The organism is Streptococcus sp. FSL L8-0526, assembly GCF_038007145.1.
Lineage (GTDB): Bacteria > Bacillota > Bacilli > Lactobacillales > Streptococcaceae > Streptococcus > Streptococcus thermophilus.
The window spans coordinates 1-18,529 of record NZ_JBBOWP010000001.1 but is presented as its reverse complement, the minus strand read 5'-3'; the positions used below and the strand labels follow the sequence as shown (position 1 = coordinate 18,529).

At 39.9% G+C, this 18,529-nt stretch carries 14 protein-coding genes and 3 pseudogenes; 13 read left to right on the top strand and 4 right to left on the bottom strand.

Annotation, left to right across the window (positions count from 1 at the left end; translation table 11 throughout):
- The first annotated feature begins 6 nt into the window (after window positions 1-6).
- The 5 genes from pbp2a (at window position 7) to NSQ85_RS00065 (ending at window position 4,066) form a co-directional block, all read left to right on the top strand.
- Window positions 7-2,334, top strand: a complete 2,328-nt coding sequence (pbp2a, locus tag NSQ85_RS00085) for a penicillin-binding protein PBP2A (protein WP_179974197.1) — start codon at window positions 7-9, stop codon at window positions 2,332-2,334.
- Window positions 2,335-2,382: 48 nt separating this feature from the next.
- Window positions 2,383-2,535, top strand: coding sequence for a 50S ribosomal protein L33 (rpmG, locus tag NSQ85_RS00080; protein WP_002946904.1), 153 nt, complete (start codon window positions 2,383-2,385; stop codon window positions 2,533-2,535).
- A gap of 8 nt (window positions 2,536-2,543) precedes the next feature.
- Window positions 2,544-2,720: a preprotein translocase subunit SecE gene (locus NSQ85_RS00075; RefSeq protein ID WP_179972577.1), complete on the top strand. Its 177-nt coding sequence runs from the start codon at window positions 2,544-2,546 to the stop codon at window positions 2,718-2,720.
- 196 nt (window positions 2,721-2,916) lie between these two features.
- Window positions 2,917-3,456 (top strand): transcription termination/antitermination protein NusG, encoded by a 540-nt coding sequence (gene nusG, locus NSQ85_RS00070; RefSeq protein ID WP_179972578.1) that lies wholly within the window; start codon window positions 2,917-2,919, stop codon window positions 3,454-3,456.
- Between the two features lie 121 nt (window positions 3,457-3,577).
- Window positions 3,578-4,066 carry a phosphatase PAP2 family protein gene (locus tag NSQ85_RS00065; protein ID WP_179974198.1) on the top strand — a complete coding sequence of 163 codons (489 nt, stop codon included), beginning with the start codon at window positions 3,578-3,580 and terminating at the stop codon, window positions 4,064-4,066.
- 131 nt (window positions 4,067-4,197) lie between these two features.
- On the opposite strand, the pseudogene NSQ85_RS00060 reads toward NSQ85_RS00065, so the two are convergent.
- Together NSQ85_RS00060 and NSQ85_RS00055 are read right to left on the bottom strand one after the other, a co-directional pair.
- Window positions 4,198-5,028 (bottom strand): annotated as a pseudogene (locus NSQ85_RS00060) (Cof-type HAD-IIB family hydrolase).
- Window positions 5,003-5,769, bottom strand: a pseudogene (locus NSQ85_RS00055) (DeoR/GlpR family DNA-binding transcription regulator). The pseudogenes NSQ85_RS00060 and NSQ85_RS00055 overlap by 26 nt, the downstream one beginning before the upstream one ends.
- Before the next feature lie 165 nt (window positions 5,770-5,934).
- On the opposite strand from NSQ85_RS00055, the gene leuS reads away from it, so the two are divergent.
- From leuS to pepC, 7 genes and pseudogenes are all read left to right on the top strand, one after another.
- Window positions 5,935-8,436, top strand: a complete 2,502-nt coding sequence (gene leuS, locus NSQ85_RS00050; RefSeq protein WP_179974199.1) for a leucine--tRNA ligase — start codon at window positions 5,935-5,937, stop codon at window positions 8,434-8,436.
- 180 nt (window positions 8,437-8,616) lie between these two features.
- Window positions 8,617-9,084 (top strand): annotated as a pseudogene (locus NSQ85_RS00045) (MarR family winged helix-turn-helix transcriptional regulator).
- 146 nt (window positions 9,085-9,230) lie between these two features.
- Window positions 9,231-10,361 (top strand): acyl-CoA thioesterase/BAAT N-terminal domain-containing protein, encoded by a 1,131-nt coding sequence (locus NSQ85_RS00040; RefSeq protein ID WP_415669274.1) that lies wholly within the window; start codon window positions 9,231-9,233, stop codon window positions 10,359-10,361.
- Window positions 10,362-10,651: 290 nt separating this feature from the next.
- Window positions 10,652-12,106 (top strand): nicotinate phosphoribosyltransferase, encoded by a 1,455-nt coding sequence (locus NSQ85_RS00035; protein ID WP_179972581.1) that lies wholly within the window; start codon window positions 10,652-10,654, stop codon window positions 12,104-12,106.
- An 11-nt stretch (window positions 12,107-12,117) separates the two neighbouring features.
- Window positions 12,118-12,939, top strand: coding sequence for an ammonia-dependent NAD(+) synthetase (gene nadE / locus NSQ85_RS00030; RefSeq protein ID WP_179972582.1), 822 nt, complete (start codon window positions 12,118-12,120; stop codon window positions 12,937-12,939).
- 15 nt (window positions 12,940-12,954) lie between these two features.
- Window positions 12,955-13,395, top strand: coding sequence for a DUF805 domain-containing protein (locus NSQ85_RS00025; protein WP_179972583.1), 441 nt, complete (start codon window positions 12,955-12,957; stop codon window positions 13,393-13,395).
- 101 nt (window positions 13,396-13,496) lie between these two features.
- The gene (pepC, locus tag NSQ85_RS00020; RefSeq protein WP_340780879.1) at window positions 13,497-14,834 is read left to right on the top strand and encodes an aminopeptidase C; all 1,338 of its coding nucleotides are present in this window, start codon (window positions 13,497-13,499) and stop codon (window positions 14,832-14,834) included.
- A gap of 109 nt (window positions 14,835-14,943) precedes the next feature.
- Here the strand turns inward: pepC and pbp1a are convergent, their stop codons facing one another.
- Entirely contained in the window at window positions 14,944-17,310 is a 2,367-nt protein-coding gene (pbp1a, locus tag NSQ85_RS00015; RefSeq protein WP_340780878.1) for a penicillin-binding protein PBP1A, read from the bottom strand.
- Window positions 17,310-17,906: a Holliday junction resolvase RecU gene (gene recU / locus NSQ85_RS00010; RefSeq protein ID WP_024009722.1), complete on the bottom strand. Its 597-nt coding sequence runs from the start codon at window positions 17,904-17,906 to the stop codon at window positions 17,310-17,312. The genes pbp1a and recU overlap by 1 nt, the downstream gene beginning before the upstream one ends.
- A gap of 76 nt (window positions 17,907-17,982) precedes the next feature.
- On the opposite strand from recU, the gene NSQ85_RS00005 reads away from it, so the two are divergent.
- Window positions 17,983-18,516, top strand: a complete 534-nt coding sequence (locus NSQ85_RS00005) for a DUF1273 domain-containing protein (protein WP_340780877.1) — start codon at window positions 17,983-17,985, stop codon at window positions 18,514-18,516.
- Window positions 18,517-18,529 lie beyond the last annotated feature (13 nt).

Genomic DNA, 18,529 nt, shown 5'->3' with positions numbered 1-18,529 from the left:
AGGTTTATGACATTTTTTGATAATCTAAAAAACAAACTTTTTAAAGAAGAAACTAGCGGGAAGGGTAAGGAATCCCAGCCTGCTGGAAAATCGAAGGATTTACAAGATAGGATAAAAGGTCTTTTTGCTAAGAAGCCTGATGAGTTTGAACAAGCCGTTGAAGAACTTGACATGTCACGAGAAGGCCAAGAGACTTCACGTTACCAACGTTCTAAGCAAAAGAAACATATTGACACGACCAAACCCTTAGGTAAGGTTCGGGCTTTCTTGAGCAAGTTCACTCTTTCGCCAAGAAATCCTATTCGCCGTTTCTGGCGTCGCTATCATATTGGTAAAATTCTCTTTATCTTGGTAGCCGTGTTGGTTCTGACAGTAGGCTCCTATCTCTTCTATATCGCTAAGACGACCAATGTCTCAGATCTTCAGGATGCCTTGAAGGCTACTACGGTTATCTATGACAAAGAAGGCAATCAAGCTGGTTCACTGTCAGGGCAAAAAGGGACCTATGTGGAGCTAGATGCTATTAGTGATAGCCTAGAAAATGCCGTCATTGCAACGGAGGATCGCACCTTCTACAAAAATAGTGGGATTAACGTCAAACGTTTCCTCCTAGCCATTGTTTCCATGGGCCGATTTGGTGGTGGTTCGACCATCACACAACAGTTGGCTAAAAATGCCTTTTTGACTCAGGAACCGACAGTAACTCGTAAGGCCAAGGAATTCTTTCTTTCTTTGGAACTAACCAAGAAATACAGCAAGCAAGAAATCCTTACCATGTATCTCAATAATGCCTACTTCGGAAACGGTGTTTGGGGTGTTGAAGACGCCAGCCAAAAATACTTCGGGACAAGCGCTGCCAATCTAACGGTGGATGAGGCAGCGACACTTGCAGGTATGCTTAAGGGACCTGAAATTTACAATCCGATTGATAATATCCAAAATGCAACCAACCGCCGAAACACTGTCCTTGCCAATATGGTAGATGATGAGAAGTTGAGTCAAGCTGATGCTGATAGTGCAGCTGGAGTTGATATGGCTAGTCGCTTGGCTGATACTTATCAAGGGACTGGTGATGACTATAGGTATCCGTCTTACTTTGATGCTGTCATTGAAGAAGCTGCTAAGACTTATGGCTTGAGTGAGGATGAAATTGTTAAAAATGGCTACAAAATCTATACAGAGATGGATGTCAACTCACAGGCTAATATGCAGCAGACTTATGAAAATAGTTATCTCTTTCCAACGTCAGAAAGTGATGGTAGCACAGCCCAGTCAGCTAGTGTAGCACTTGATCCATCAACTGGAGCGGTTCGTGGTTTGGTAGGTCGTGTAGGTGGTACAGGTGATGCAACCTTCCGTAATTTCAACTATGCAACCCAAGGGAAGCGTAGTCCTGGTTCGACAATCAAACCTTTGGTGGTTTATGCTCCAGCTCTGGCTTCAGGGTGGAGCATCAATAAGGACCTACCTAATACGCCAATTGATTACAATGGCTATACCCCAACCAACTATGGTGGTGTTGAGACTGAGGATGTGCCCATGTATCAAGCTTTGGCCAACTCTTACAATATTCCGGCAGTTTATCTCTTTAACCAAATTGGTATACAAAAAGGGATTAGTTACGGTCAGAAATTTGGTCTTAACTTTGATAATGTTCCAGAAGAATTAGGGATTGCACTCGGTGGTGGTGTGACAGCTAGTCCTCTACAAATGGCTCAGGCTTATGCGACCTTTGCCAATGGTGGTGAGATGAATACAGCTTATTTTATCACTAAAATTGAAAATGCTAGTGGTGATATCATTGCTACCCATAGTAAGAAGTCTAAACGTATTATCAGCCAGTCTGTAGCTAACCAGATGACTAGCATGATGCTCGGTACCTTCTCAAATGGTTCCGCTGTTAACGCCAACTATACGGGTTACACTATGGCAGGTAAGACAGGTACTGTTCAGGCCGAGTTTAACAAAGATTTGACCAGTGACCAGTGGGTAATTGGCTATACTCCTGATGTGGTTATAACGACTTGGATTGGTTTTGATAAGACTGACGAGAATCACTACTTAACAGGAGCAAGCTCAGGAACAGCTTCAACTATTTTCAGCTATATCGCTGCAGATGTTTTGCCAAATACACCAGGTAATGAGTTTACTGTTGAAAATGCCTATGCGGCTGATGGTCAAACCTTAGATTATACAGCAAATCCAAACGATTCACGTAATAGCAATAATAAGTCATGGACAGACAAGGCTTCAGACGTTGTCGATGATGTAAAAGATCAAGCAAGCAGCCTATGGGGTAGGGTCTCAGACTCCTTCTCAGGTCTATTCAGATAGCTTGTCAATTAAGTTTAAAAGTGGTAAGATAAAAAGAACGGAGGCGTTATGGCACAGAAAAAAGCAAGCCTAGCGTGTGCAGATTGTGGGAACCGAAACTACTCGATTAGTGTTAGTAGCACTCCCAAACCAACACGACTAGAAGTGAACAAGTTTTGCAAAAATTGTAAAAAATATACCTTGCATAAAGAAACAAGATAGGAGACACCGTGAGACAAACTGGAAGTATTTTCAAAGTCTTGAAAGACACGACTTGGCCAGATCGTAAACAACGCTGGCACGATTTTAGTTCAATTCTTGAGTATACTGCATTCTTCACTGTCATCATCTATGCGTTTGATGAATTGTTGAGTCGCACTATGTCAGCACTGATTAACTTTTTCTAAAGAAAACATAAAAAGAGTGGGCATGCTTGCTCTTTTTTGTTATAATAAATGCAGATAAAAGCGAGAACAAGGGCCACCAGGCTTTTTTATTACGCTTTGAATTAAAACATAGGCATTTATTTACATTTAACGCTTGTGCCTCGAAGATTAATGGTCATGTTTAAATGTCATTTAGAACAAAGAAAGGAATCCTAAAATGCTAGATTCATTCGATAAGGGCTGGTTCGTCCTTCAAACGTATTCAGGATACGAAAATAAAGTTAAAGAAAATCTTTTGCAACGAGCTCAAACTTATAACATGCTTGAAAATATCTTGCGTGTTGAAATTCCAACTCAAACTGTCAATGTTGAGAAAAACGGTAAAGTTAAAGAAGTGGAAGAAAACCGCTTCCCTGGTTACGTTCTTGTTGAGATGGTAATGACAGACGAAGCATGGTTTGTTGTTCGTAATACTCCAAACGTTACTGGTTTCGTTGGTTCACACGGAAACCGTTCTAAACCAACACCACTTTTGGAAGAAGAAATCCGTCAAATCTTGATTTCAATGGGTCAAACAGTTGATGTCTTTGATACGAATATCAAGGTTGGTGACGTGGTTCAAATCATTGATGGTGCCTTTACGGGGCAAGAAGGCCGTGTTGTCGAAATTGAAAACAACAAGGTTAAAATCATGATTAACATGTTTGGTTCAGAAACAGCTGCTGAGCTTGAACTCTACCAAATTGCTGAACTTTAAAATAGTCAAAAAAGTTGGAACCAGGAGCTTCAACCTCGGAAGACTATCTCATTAAACATGGGAGAGAGACTAGAATCTAGATTTTTAAATTTAGTTCTGAGTCACTCCCTTTTTCTAACGGATGATGAATTATAAACAATTTTACGATAGGGTTAGCGGTCCATTGCGTCCTTATGCTAAGGTCTTGGGAGGATTGAACAAGGCTATAACAAGGACTTTTTACCTGCTTTTTCCTATATTTCTTATTTTGGTTTGGCTGAGGAATGACTGGTTTGTTCTTTTTACGACAGTGCTTATTATGGGAGGAGGCTTTTTTCTGCTTTCTCTTGGTCGTAGCCTTTATAATCGCCCACGCCCATATCAGACCTGGGACATTCAGCCTCTTATTAAGAAGGACAGTCTTGGCAAGTCATTTCCTAGCCGTCATGTTTTTTCAGCAACGACCATTGCCATGTTTACCTTATTGCTTAATCCGTGGCTAGGTGGGACTATGCTTTTTCTCGCAGCAATTTTGGCTATCTTGCGCGTGCTAGGTGGTGTTCATTATCCTAGTGATGTTTTGGCAGGCTATGTCATTGGAATTCTTGTTGGCCTCCTTCTTTACCTTTAGAAATTTTTGGTCTTCTTCGATAGAGGAGGGCTTTTTTCGTTGAAGAAAGAAAAGGACCCTTTGGGGACCTTTCCTTTTGTTCTAAAATTCGAGTTGGCGATTAAAGGTTATTCCCACCATTCGATATTGGCTTAGTTTAAAATATGCTCTATAATAGCTTGTGTTACTCCATGTTGATTATTTGAGGCAGTCACTAGGTTTGCAGACTTCTTGACTCCCTCAGGTGCATTGCCCATAGCAACTCCTAGGCTAGCCAGAGCGAGCATAGGACTATCGTTGAAATTATCACCAATAGTCATAACCTGTTCAAGAGGAATGTCATAATACTTAGCAACCTTAAGGAGGTCATGTTCTTTAGAAACGTGCTTGGCAGTGACTTCTAAGTAGTTATCGTTGGATAAGTAGAAGGCTGTCTGTGGAAAATCCATGCTTAGGAGTTTTTGGTGGAGGTCCTGGATAAACTTCAGGCTCATCAATCAACAATAGCTTGTGGATAGAAGGCTTTGAATCTGAGACAGTGTCTTGGAGTTCCTTAATAATAGGAGAATCACCCGTGATACTTGCTTCCAACTGAGACCATTTGTTTAGTTGGTTGGTAATCCAATCCTTACCAGAGTAGATATTCACAGAAACACTTGGATAGTTTGTGGATAAGTAGTTAAAAAATTTTCGAGTTTCAGAATTATCCACAGGATGTTCTATGATAGTACGATCACCCTCAAGTACTAGGCCCCGTTGTAGCAGGCGATAGGATTGTCATGAAGTCCTAGTTTATGAGCAATTGGTTGCATTCCTAGTGGAGAACGGGCAGAAGCTAAAACAAAAGGTATCTTCGCCTTTTCAAGCTCTAGCATGACTTCAATCAGTTGCTCATCTACCTGGTGGTTACTAGTGAAAATAGTCCCATCAATATCGCTGATAATCAAACGAATTTTATTAATAATCGCTATCCTTTCCATCATATAAAATTATTACTTTATCTTTAAGTGTTTCAACTATATCAGACTCAGGCTCCTTATCTGTAATCCAGTATTCAAAGTCCTCAAGTTTACCCAAGATATATTTGGAATGCTTTTCATATTTGTCAGATTCAGCAATAAGTATCTTAGTTCTAGTAGTTTGCAAGGCTAGCTGTTTGACGGCAACGTCTTCTTCATCTTCAAAGCTAACCAATCCTTGACTGAGACTAGCCGCTCCAAAGAAAGCTAAGTCAAATTGTAGATGTTGCAAGATCTGTGCTTCGTGAATCGAGTAGTAGAAGCGGTTTTTAGTGTAGAATTTGCCTCCCAAGAGCTGAAAATCAATCCCTTCCTTACCACTTAGGACCAAGGCATTATCCAAGGAGTGGGAGTAAACAGTGACGTTCTTAGTTAATTTCTGTGAAACTTCAAGCATCAAGGTAGAAACATCGAAAAAAAGTAGAGATTGTTCTTTGATGAGGCTAAGCGCCAGGTCTGCCATTTTTTTCTTATCTTCTGTGAGTCCTTTCTGACGTTCTTATAAGCCAAGAACACTGGTGTTTTTAACTGGAAGAATACCGCACCATGGGTACGTTGAGCCAGATTCCTCTGGCTGAGACAATCAAAATCTCTTCTGACAGTATATTTGGAAACTCCTAATTCATCAACCATTTCTTTGACAGATAGGTTTCCTCGCTCTTCCAAGAACATCAAAATTCTCTCAAATTGTTGTTCCTGATACATGAGTTACCTTTATTAGTATAGTTTCTTTTTATGTTTTTTATATATAAAAATGCAAAAAAACGCAAACTAAGACAGGTTCAAGTTACCTCGTAAACTTCTCTTACTATCTTTAAAAATCCTTCAAAAATGCTATAATAGAAGCATTACGAATATTGGAGAGAAACCATGAGTTTTTACAATCATAAAGAAATCGAGCCTAAGTGGCAAAAATACTGGGCTGACCATCACACATTTAAGACAGGAACAGATGCTTCAAAACCTAAGTTTTATGCGCTTGACATGTTCCCTTATCCATCTGGAGCGGGTCTTCACGTAGGACATCCAGAAGGCTACACAGCGACAGATATCCTTAGCCGTTTCAAGCGTGCCCAAGGCTATAACGTCCTTCACCCAATGGGATGGGATGCTTTTGGTTTGCCTGCAGAGCAATATGCTATGGATACTGGTAATGATCCAGCTGACTTTACAGCGGAAAATATTGCCAACTTCAAACGTCAAATCAACGCGCTTGGCTTCTCTTACGACTGGGATCGTGAAGTCAACACAACAGATCCAAACTACTATAAGTGGACGCAGTGGATTTTCACCAAGCTTTACGAAAAAGGTTTGGCTTATGAGGCGGAAGTACCGGTAAACTGGGTTGAGGAACTAGGAACAGCTATCGCCAATGAAGAAGTCCTTCCGGACGGAACTTCTGAGCGTGGTGGCTATCCAGTTGTCCGTAAACCAATGCGCCAATGGATGCTTAAAATCACTGCTTATGCAGAGCGATTGCTCAATGACTTGGATGAGTTGGATTGGCCAGAGTCTATCAAGGACATGCAACGCAACTGGATTGGTAAATCAACTGGTGCCAATGTCACCTTCAAAGTGAAAGGTACTGACAAGGAATTCACCGTCTTTACGACACGTCCGGATACCCTTTTCGGTGCGACCTTCACTGTTTTGGCGCCTGAGCATGACTTAGTAGATGCTATCACAAGTCCTGAACAAGCTGAGGCTGTAGCTAACTACAAACACCAAGCTAGCCTTAAATCAGACTTGGCTCGTACCGACCTTGCCAAGGAAAAAACAGGGGTTTGGACTGGAGCTTATGCTATAAACCCTGTTAACGGTAGAGAAATCCCAATATGGATTGCGGACTACGTTCTCGCTAGCTACGGAACAGGTGCAGTTATGGCCGTACCTGCTCACGATGAGCGTGACTGGGAATTTGCTAAACAGTTTGGTCTTCCAATCGTAGAAGTACTTGAAGGTGGCAACGTTGAAGAAGCAGCTTACACAGAAGACGGTCTTCATGTCAACTCTGACTTCTTGAACGGGCTTAACAAAGAAGAAGCTATTGCTAAAATTGTAGCTTGGTTGGAAGAAAAAGGCTTTGGTCAAGAAAAAGTCACTTACCGTCTCCGCGACTGGCTCTTTAGCCGTCAACGTTACTGGGGTGAACCAATCCCAATCATTCATTGGGAAGATGGCACTACAACAGCCGTTCCAGAAAGCGAATTGCCACTTGTCTTGCCAGTAACCAAGGACATCCGTCCTTCAGGTACTGGTGAAAGTCCATTGGCTAACTCGACAGACTGGCTTGAAGTGACTCGTGAAGATGGGGTCAAAGGTCGTCGTGAAACCAACACCATGCCACAATGGGCAGGTTCAAGCTGGTACTACCTTCGCTATATCGACCCACATAACACAGAAAAATTGGCAGATGAGGACCTCCTCAAACAATGGTTGCCAGTCGATATCTACGTGGGTGGTGCAGAACACGCCGTTCTTCACTTGCTTTACGCTCGTTTCTGGCACAAATTCCTCTATGACCTCGGTGTCGTTCCAACTAAAGAACCATTCCAAAAACTCTTTAACCAAGGAATGATCTTGGGAACAAGCTACCGTGACCACCGTGGTGCTCTTGTGGCGACTGACAAGGTTGAAAAACGTGATGGTTCCTTTTTCCATGTGGAAACAGGAGAAGAGTTGGAGCAAGCACCAGCCAAGATGTCTAAATCCCTCAAGAACGTGGTTAACCCAGACGATGTGGTGGAACAATATGGTGCTGATACCCTTCGTGTCTATGAAATGTTCATGGGACCACTCGATGCTTCTATCGCTTGGTCAGAAGAAGGCTTGGAGGGAAGCCGTAAATTCCTTGATCGTGTTTACCGTTTGATTACAAGTAAAGAAATCGTTGCGGAAAATAATGGTGGTCTTGACAAAGTTTATAACGAAACCGTTAAATCCGTCACTGAGCAAATTGAGTTGATGAAATTCAACACAGCCATCGCTCAACTCATGGTCTTTGTTAACGCGGCTAACAAGGAAGACAAACTCTATGTGGATTATGCCAAAGGCTTTGTCCAATTGATTGCCCCATTTGCACCTCACTTGGCAGAAGAACTCTGGCAAACTCTTACAGCAACAGGTGAGTCAATCTCTTATGTGCCTTGGCCAACTTGGGACGAAAGCAAATTAGTTGAAGACGAAATCGAAATCGTCGTCCAAATCAAAGGAAAAGTCCGTGCTAAACTCATGGTTGCTAAAGACCTTTCACGCGAAAAATTGCAAGAAGTGGCTCTGGCTGACGAAAAAGTCAAAGCAGAGATTGATGGCAAGGAAATTGTGAAAGTAATTGCGGTACCGAACAAGCTTGTGAACATTGTTGTGAAATAACCAATTTGTTTGCTGATTTGCAACCTTAAACAGTTCCCCAAACTGTTTGAGCTAACTAAACTCGTTTATATTGTTGTGGAATAAGAAATGAATCCTCTAGAGTTAGACTCTGGAGGATTTTTTACTCTTCTTAACAAGAAAACGATATTTTGTAATATCATTAACAAAAAGAAGGAAACTATGAATAAGAAAGAACTGCATAAGTTTAATAAACGTTTTAATAGCTTTGCTTTAGCCTTTGAACGGTTGAAAAAGGACCCAGTATAGGAATAGTATTGATAAATCAATCACTATTAATGAAGTCCAATTGATTGACCTAATAGGTCGGAATCAGCCTGTGAATCTAGTGAAATTATCTGAGTTGCTTGAAGTATCAAGGAGTGCCGTCACTCAGAGTGTTAGACGTTTAATCAAGAAAGACCTCGTTTCTTTTGAATTTGCACAGGATAATGAAAAAAAATATATCTGATATTATTTAAAAAAGGGGTTGAGGTTTTTAACATCCATAAAGAGCAGCAAGAACATATTGAAAAAGCCATTTTTTCAGTTTTAAGAAACTATAGTGAGGAGGACCTTCAAATGGTTATAAAACTGCTGGATGATGTTGAACAGGTGTGGCGAGAATTACCGTGGAAAAAATCACGGTAATTTTAAAACCATATTGTTAATCATATTAACAAAAAGAGAAAGATATGAATATACAAATTTAATTTATCTAGACGTCTGAGTTAGCAGATGAATCTTTTAATATTGTCATCAATGACTTAAAACGAAGAGAAACATATCGAGTCAAAATGTTTCTATCTGATTATTATTGTATCAATGCTTCCATGCATTTAGCTCATGATGTTTTATGGAAATCGACAGCGACTTTTGTATCAGATACGAATGGTATTATTAATATCTCACAAATCCCATCTTGTTCTGGCTCGTATGAAGGTATTTCAACAATGGGGCTATTTTTTAATGCCAAGCCCTTGACCAATAAGAGAAAGAAACTTCCAAACTCTCTTTCTAAAATTCCCTTATTGGATCATTTTTTTGTGGGAATCAAAATTATGCAAGGAAATACTGTCATTGCAGAGAGAACTTTCACAAGACATTACATGAGTTCGCAAATTAGTCATCAAGATATTTACGGGAAACATTTTCAAGGGAGACTCTTTTATGATAAAAAGGCAATCAAAACACCAGCATTGATTATTGTGAGCGGTAGTGAAGGAAGGATTGAAAAGGCACAGAATATAGCTCATCTTCTCTCTTCTAGAGGTTATATTTATTTAGCAATTGCCTACTTTGGTTTAGAGGGGTTGTCAAAACATTTGAAACATGTTCCTTTAGAGTGCCTTGTGGAGGCAAAGAGTTATCTACGTCAGCACCCTCAAGTAGATAGTGAAAGAATTGGAATCTATGGACGGTCTAAGGGAGCAGAGTTAGTTTTAGCTGGGGAGAGCATTTTTAATGACGTTCAATGCCTGGTACTAAATTCCCCCTCTGATGTGGTGTATGAAGGAATAATAGGGAAATGGAACTCTCATACTTCTACTTGGACGCATTTGCAAAAAGAACTTCCCTATCAAAAGTTTCGATTTAGAGATTATCTGTTCAGTAAACTTTTTAGAAAAAATTTCCCTAAAGATTGCTCTGCTAGGATAGATATTGGTCAAATGTATTCACCAACCTTGTTGCTCGGAAGTACTGTTGATAAAATATGGGATGCCTCGTCAGCAATTGATGATATTGTCTCACATTATAAAGGACACTACATTACATTTAAAAAATATCATGAAACAGGTCACATGTTGACGGTGGCTTATCAACCAAATCATCGTTATCAAAAAGATTGGCGTTTACTGATGAAAGAGAGTGAGGATTCTTGGTTGGCTACTATTCGTTTTTTTGATAGGCATTTGAAAAAGCAATAAAAGAAGATTATAAATATGCTATAATAGTCCCAACTAAGATAAAAACACAGTTCTGGTTGGTAGTGCAGACGTAGGCGAGCCTATCAGTAACCTAAGTCTATGAATAGAAATGAAGAGTAGTCCATCAAGGCTACTCTTTTTCGTCAAAAGAACCATTAGAAAAATCGGAAAATCCAAACAATATTTAACTTTCTGAAATGTGGAGACAATTGCTCAAAAATGCTATAATAGTCAGAGTATACAAGCTATTAATAACAAAAAATAAGTACCTATTCGATTGGAGGAAATCCTTGTATAAAGATGATAGTTTAACCTTGCACATGGACTTGTATCAAATCAATATGATGCAGGTCTACTTCAACCAAGGTATTCACAATAAAAAGGCCGTTTTTGAAGTATATTTCCGTCAACTTCCGTTTAAAAATGGCTTTGCTGTGTTCGCAGGTCTGGAGCGTATTGTCAACTATCTTGAAAATCTGACTTTTTCAGAAACTGATATTGCTTATCTGAAGGATTTAGGCTATCCGAAGGATTTTCTGGACTATCTAGCCAACCTAAAACTCGAGTTGACTATCAATTCAGCCCTTGAGGGTGATTTGGTATTTGCTAATGAACCGATTTTTCAAGTGGAAGGTCCCTTGGCTCAGTGTCAGTTAGTAGAGACTGCCCTACTGAATATCCTTAATTACCAGATTCTTATTGCGACTAAGGCAGCTCGTATTCGTTCAGTTATTGAGGATGCTCCTCTGTTGGAATTTGGGACACGTCGTGCCCAAGAGATGGATGCAGCAATATGGGGGACGCGTGCAGCCGTGATTGGTGGTGCTGACGCAACTTCAAATGTACGTGCAGGTAAGATTTTCGGTATTCCTGTTTCAGGTACTCATGCCCATGCCCTTGTTCAAGCTTATGGAAACGATTATGATGCCTTTAAAGCCTATGCATCTACTCATAAAGACTGCGTATTTCTTGTGGATACCTATGATACCCTTAAGATTGGTGTTCCAAATGCTATCCGTGTGGCTAAAGAGCTAGGTGATAAGATCAACTTCTTGGGTGTTCGTCTTGATTCAGGTGACTTGGCTTATCTGTCTAAGCAGGTCCGTAAGCAACTAGATGCGGCTGGTTTTCCTGATGCCAAGATTTACGCTTCAAATGACCTTGATGAAAATACCATTCTTAATTTGAAAATGCAGAAGGCCAAGATTGATGTTTGGGGTGTTGGTACTAATCTTATCACAGCCTATGATCAACCAGCCTTGGGTGCGGTCTACAAAATTGTCTCAATCGAGAATGATCAGGGAGTCATGCAGGATACCATCAAGTTGTCCAACAACGCTGAGAAGGTTTCGACACCGGGTAAGAAGCAAGTGTGGCGTATTACGAGCCGTGCTAAGGGAAAATCAGAAGGTGACTATATCACCTTCGCAGACACGGATGTTAATGCTTTAGAAGAAATCAACATGTTCCACCCAACTTACACCTACATTAACAAAACTGTCCGCGATTTTGATGCGGTGCCACTTTTGGTCCCAATCTACGACAAGGGGCAACTAATCTATGATTTGCCAAGTCTTGATGAAATCAAGAACTATGCGACTAAGGAATTGGATAAGCTTTGGAATGAGTACAAGCGCGTGCTTAACCCCCAAGATTATCCAGTTGACTTGGCCAAAGATGTCTGGGATAACAAGATGACCTTTATTGATAATATGCGTAAAAAAGCCCGTGACTTGTCAGAGTAAAAGGAGAAAATATGACTTTGCAAGAAACTATTATTGCTCAACTAGGAGTTAAACCTAGCATTAATCCGAAGGAAGAGATTCGAACATCCGTTGATTTTTTGAAGGCCTACATGATCAAACATCCATTCCTTAAAACATATGTTTTAGGGATTTCAGGAGGTCAGGATTCTACATTGGCTGGTCGTCTTGCGCAACTTGCGGTTGAAGAACTTCGTGCAGAGACAGAAAAAGACTATCAGTTTATCGCCATTCGTTTACCATATGGAGTTCAAGCAGATGAAGACGATGCCCAACGTGCCCTAGCTTTTATCAAGCCAGATGTAAGTCTCACGGTTAACATTAAAGAAGCTGTTGATGGTCAGGTTACTGAACTGGCCAAGGCAGGTGTAAACGTATCTGACTTTAATAAGGGAAATATCAAGGCCCGCCAACGTATGATAACCCAATATGCGGTTGCTGGTGAAAATAGTGGAGCAGTTATTGGGACAGACCACGCCGCTGAAAACCTTACAGGGTTCTTCACAAAATTTGGTGATGGTGGTGCGGATATCCTGCCCCTCTTTCGTCTAAACAAGCGTCAAGGCGCTGCCCTTCTCGCAGAGCTTGGTGCTGATAAAGCCCTTTATGAAAAAGTACCAACAGCTGACCTGGAAGAAGATAGACCAGGAATTGCCGACGAAGTGGCATTGGGAGTGACCTATCGTGAGATTGATGATTACCTTGAAGGCAAGGAAGTATCAGCCAAAGCTCAGGAAACGATTGAGACTTGGTGGCGTAAAGGTCAACACAAACGTCACTTGCCAATCACTATTTTTGACGATTTTTGGAAATAAGAAGAGAAATGATTTATGATTAAAGCTTATATTGATTTTTGGAAGCGAGCCTTTGATTTTAGTGGACGTTCGACACGCCCAGACTACTGGTGGGTTTACTTGATTAATGTTATCATTAGTACTATCCTTGTAGTAGGTTTTGTTCTCATTCCTTTCTTCAGTAATGTGTCTCATAACCCAGCGATATTAAATGACTCAACTGAAATACAAAAAATGATTTTGAAATATATGTCGCCAATAATGATTTTTGGATTGATCATATTAATTCCACAACTGTCCCTTCAATTTCGTCGTTTGCGAGATGCAGGTATTCATCCGGCTTGGGGGCTTCTAAGTTGTGTAGGGCTTGTACCAATCTTGACTTTCTTCTCATTCATTGGAAGTATTGTACTCATTATCATGTCATGTCAGCCAACTAAACCAGCACCTGAAACGCTTTTTGATAAAGTTGAATAAGATTGTCGTACCCCTAGGTTTAACCTAGGGGTATTTTTAAATTGAATTTTCAGAAATTAGTGATAAAATAGATAGGAATAAGTCTTAAAAGGAGGAATCTTATGACTTCACTATCAACAGATTTCACAGAAAAACTATTTGCAGATTATGAGGCCAATGCCAAGTATGGCGCTATTGAAAACGCAGTAACCCATAACGGCTTGCTTAAATCTATCAAGACACGTCAATCAGAAGTGGAAAATGATTTTGTTTTCTCAATTGATTTGACTAAAGATGAGGTGTCTAACCAAAAAGCTTCAGGTCGTTGCTGGATGTTTGCGGCCCTTAATACTTTCCGCCATAAATTGATTTCAGACTTCAAATTGGAAAGTTTCGAGCTTTCTCAAGCCCACACATTTTTCTGGGATAAATATGAAAAATCAAACTGGTTCTTGGAACAAATTATTGCTACAGCAGATCAAGAAATTGATAGTCGTAAGGTTAAATTCCTTTTGGATACCCCTCAACAAGATGGTGGACAATGGGATATGGTCGTATCACTCTTTGAAAAATATGGTGTTGTACCAAAATCAGTATATCCAGAATCTGTAGCTTCAAGCAATAGTCGTGAGCTTAATCAATACCTTAATAAGCTCCTTCGTCAAGATGCCCAAATCTTGCGCGATTTGATTGCCAGTGGTGCTGATCAGGCTGCTGTTCAAGCTAAAAAGGAGGAGTTCCTTCAAGAAATCTTCAATTATCTTGCCATGACCCTTGGATTGCCACCACGTCAGTTTGATTTTGCCTATCGAGATAAAGATGATAACTATCAATCTGAGAAGGGTATCACGCCACGGGCCTTCTTTGAAAAATATGTTGGCCTTAAACTCAGCGACTATGTATCAGTTATCAACGCTCCAACAGCTGATAAACCTTACGGAAAATCTTACACGGTTGAGATGTTGGGAAATGTTGTAGGTGCGCCAAGTGTTCGTTATATTAACCTCCCAATGGACCGATTCAAAGAGCTTGCTATTGCACAGATGAAGGCAGGAGAGAGTGTTTGGTTTGGTTCAGATGTTGGTCAGGTTTCGGACCGTCAAAAAGGTATTCTTGCAACTAATGTTTACGACTTTACAGCTAGCATGGATATTAACTGGACTCAAGACAAGGCTGGACGTTTAGACTACAGTGAATCTCTCATGACCCATGCCATGGTATTGACAGGTGTTGATCTGGATGCTGATGGTAAACCAATTAAATGGAAGATTGAAAACTCTTGGGGAGACAAGGTTGGACAAAAGGGGTACTTTGTTGCTTCTGATGCTTGGATGGATGAATATACATATCAAATCGTTGTTCGCAAAGATTTCCTTACAGCTGAAGAGTTGGCTGCCTATGAAGCAGATCCACAAGTGCTTGCGCCTTGGGACCCAATGGGATCCCTTGCTTCAAAATAAGAGGATATTTCAAAAACACTGGATAGAATTCCAGTGTTTTTAGTTGACTTCATTAAAATTTATGGTTGTAAAAAGAGCTATCTAATGGATAACTCTTTTCAATTCCTTTTTACTCATCTACTGTAGAAGTAGAAGTAGAAGTAGAAGTAGAAGTAGAAGTAGAAGTAGAAGTAGAAGTAGAAGTAGAAGTAGAAGTGCTTGAATTTGAATTCTCAGCACCGTTAGAACCCGAAGAACCCGATGTTGAAGGATTTGTAGATGCATCTGGGCCATACTGTCGACTATCTTGTGAACTTGATGAGTCACTATTTTTACCATAATCCGAACTTGATGATGAGCTAGAGGTTCCTAGTGATCCGTTATAAACATTTGACGTTGACGAACCAGTTAAGAAGACGTAACTACCATTGTTGTAAACACCACTAGGCATATTGAAATCTTCCGAACCTGCACCATACATCTGGTTGAGGTATCTACTTGTTAGAGCGTAGATTTGTTTAGCAATATCTAGGTCTGAGCCATAAAGTGGAGTTTTACGGTTTTTATAACCTGTCCAAATGGCCATTGCATATTTAGTATTATAACCAACGAACGTTTCGTCAGGAACTATAAGATCAGTGTAGACGCCACTTTCTTTTTGTACTTGATAGTACTCATCGTCACTGTAGTTAGATGTACCCGTTTTACCGGCATTGATGGTGCCAGGTACATAAGCTTCAGTCGCTGCACCACCTGTCAAAACCTGTTTCAACATGCTATTCATCATATAAGCTGTTTGTGGCGACATGGCCTCGACACCTTTAGAATCGTATGATTTTGTTGAACCATCTTCAAATTTAATTGATTTAATGTAGGAAGGTTTATAGTAAGTACCACCATTGGCAAAGGATGCATAGGCAGCCGCCATCTTCTCACTTGAAGCACCATATTTAGGATCTGATGATGTTGTTGAAGATGAGATAGCGTTTGAATAAAACATCTCTGGGTACTCAATACCTAAATCTTTCAAAAAGGATTGAGCATAATCCAAGCCAGTCGCTTGAAGCGCTTTAACCGCAGTAACGTTACGTGATTGTTGAATCGCATAAGTCAGAGAGATACTTCCGTAATACTTGCGGTCCCAGTTGTAAACTGGAGTTGAAGTACCTGGGAAATTATAAGGGGTATCGTAAACGGTAGTACCAGTGTTAGTATATACCCTTTTTTCAATAGCAGGTGCGTAATCGGTGATAGGTTTCATTGTAGACCCCCAGTCACGATCAGTTTGAACAGCTTGGTTTGTACCAAGGGCAATGTTTTCGTCTTGGTGACGTGATCCCAATTGAGCAACAACACGTCCATTGGTAACATCAATGATAGTAGAAGCTACTTGAAATTTGTCATCAGGATAAGCAATATAATCATTTGAGTTGTAGACATTCCAAATGTATTTTTGAATATCAGGATCAAGATTTGTATAGACATCGAGTCCAGCTGAGTAGATATCAGCATTGGCTTCGGTAGAGACTTGTTCAATAACTTGTTTGATGTAGTTATCTAGGTATGGTTCGTAGCTAGCTTTATTCGTAAGTGGAAGAAGACCATCTGATATATCCGTTGCTTTAGCTTGCACGTACTCCTCTTTAGAAATATTTTTGTCTTCATACATTTCATTAAGAACAGTGTTGCGACGTTCTTTAGCAGCATCCGGATTAGTATAAGGATCATATTGTGTTGGTGCTTGTGGGATACCAGCAAGAAGAGCTGCTTGGGCAACTGAGAGGTCACCTAATTCTTTACCAAAATAAGATTTAGCTGCGGTCTTCATACCGTAGTAACCATTACCCATATAAACCTTATTAACGTAGAAGGTCAAGATTTCTTGTTTAGTATACTGACGCTCCATTTGGAGAGATAACCATATTTCTTGTGACTTACGTTTAAGGGTTTGGTCTGATGTATTAGTTGAGAAGTAGGCTAACTTAATCAACTGTTGGTCAAGTGTAGATCCCCCTTGAGTGCTGTTATGGCGAAGGTTGTTAATAGCGGCTCCCATAATACGATAAACGTCAATGCCGCGATGGGTAAAGAAACGCTTATCCTCGATAGAGGTAATTGCATTGACTAGGGTTATAGGAATCTCATCTGTTGATGCACTTTCACGTTTTTCGGATCCCAAGTCAGCAATAAGACTACCATTTCTATCGTAAATCTTACTTGAGTTTGTTGATTGCAACTTATTCTCGGTAAGTTTAGGAACACTACTAACATAGTAAGCAAAGAGTCCACCACCAGCAATGACACAGATTACAAAGAGAGTGAGTAGTCCAATAAAACCGTATTTTACAATACGCCATCCTAAATTTTGATCTGAAGCAGCTGAGCGTTTTCCTTTGCTATAGCGAGAAGAATCTGAACGTTTAACCTGTATGTTTTTAGCACGTTTAGTTAAACCGTTAAGTGATTCTTTAAAGTTGCTGAAATTAAATTTAGCCATTATGTGTTACCACCTAATAATTTTTCAATGATCTCTAAATAAGGAACTTGAGGATAAGCTGACTCTGCGATTGCATAACCTCTTTTTTTGATATAATCAAGAGGCATTGATTTTGTCCCCTTATCAATTTGATAAAAAGCGATTAAGTCTTTGGCAGGCAGAAGGTAGGTTTCCTTAAGCGTTGAAAAGTGAAGTAGCACGAAGCAGATTCCATCTTGATTGATGACCTGAGACATGTGCTTAATTTGATGCGGATGAAAGTTTTTCATAGGCATAGATGTCTTTTGCCGTGTCTCTTTGGCTTCAAAATCAATATAGTATCCTTTGTAAACGCCAGAGTAGTCAGTAGTTGAGGCTTGCCTAAAGTAAGCTTCTACAATCTTTGCTCGTGAGCGTTTTGGATAATCGACTTTGACGATCTGAACAGGTGTAGGTTTCTTATGAATAACGGCTAAGCCACGCGACAAATAGTAATTATTAGTCGCATTGATAGCAGATTCAAAGTTCATCCCCCGATTGGCAAAGTCAACTCTATTAGATTTTTTAGTACTTACTTGTGCTATCTTACGAGATATCTGATGGGGATAGTTTACCATTTCTTTCCCTTCTTCTTTATAAGATATGCATAAAGACTATTTCATTATACCATAAAATGAGCGAGGAAAACAATAAATGACATCACTACTCATAACGGGCTATAAGAGCTTTGAACTTGGTGTTTTTAAAGACAAGGATCCTAAGGTAACCATCATTAAGAAGACAATCAAACGTGATCTTAAACGCTTTTTAGATAAAGGTGTGGATTGGATGATTTTTACTGGGAACCTTGGTTTTGAATTTTGGGCGCTAGAAGTGGCTAAGGAACTTCAGAAAGACTACCCTTTGAAGTTAGCGACGTTATTTCCATTTGAAACACACGGTCAGAATTGGAGTGAAGCTAACCAAGAAAAATTGGCAGCCTTTAAACAAGTTGATTTCGTAAAGTATAGTTTTCCAGCTTATCAATCGCCAGCTCAGTTCAAACAATTTAATCAGTTTCTCATCGATAATACAGACCAAGCTTATTTATTTTATGAGCCTGAATTATTTTATGAGCCTGAAAATGAAACAAATTTAAAATATTTTTACAATATGATAATAGATGCAAGTGATTATCCCTTATTTCGATTGACTTTTGATGACCTCAATGAAGTCATGTCGGAATAGGATATAATTGCGT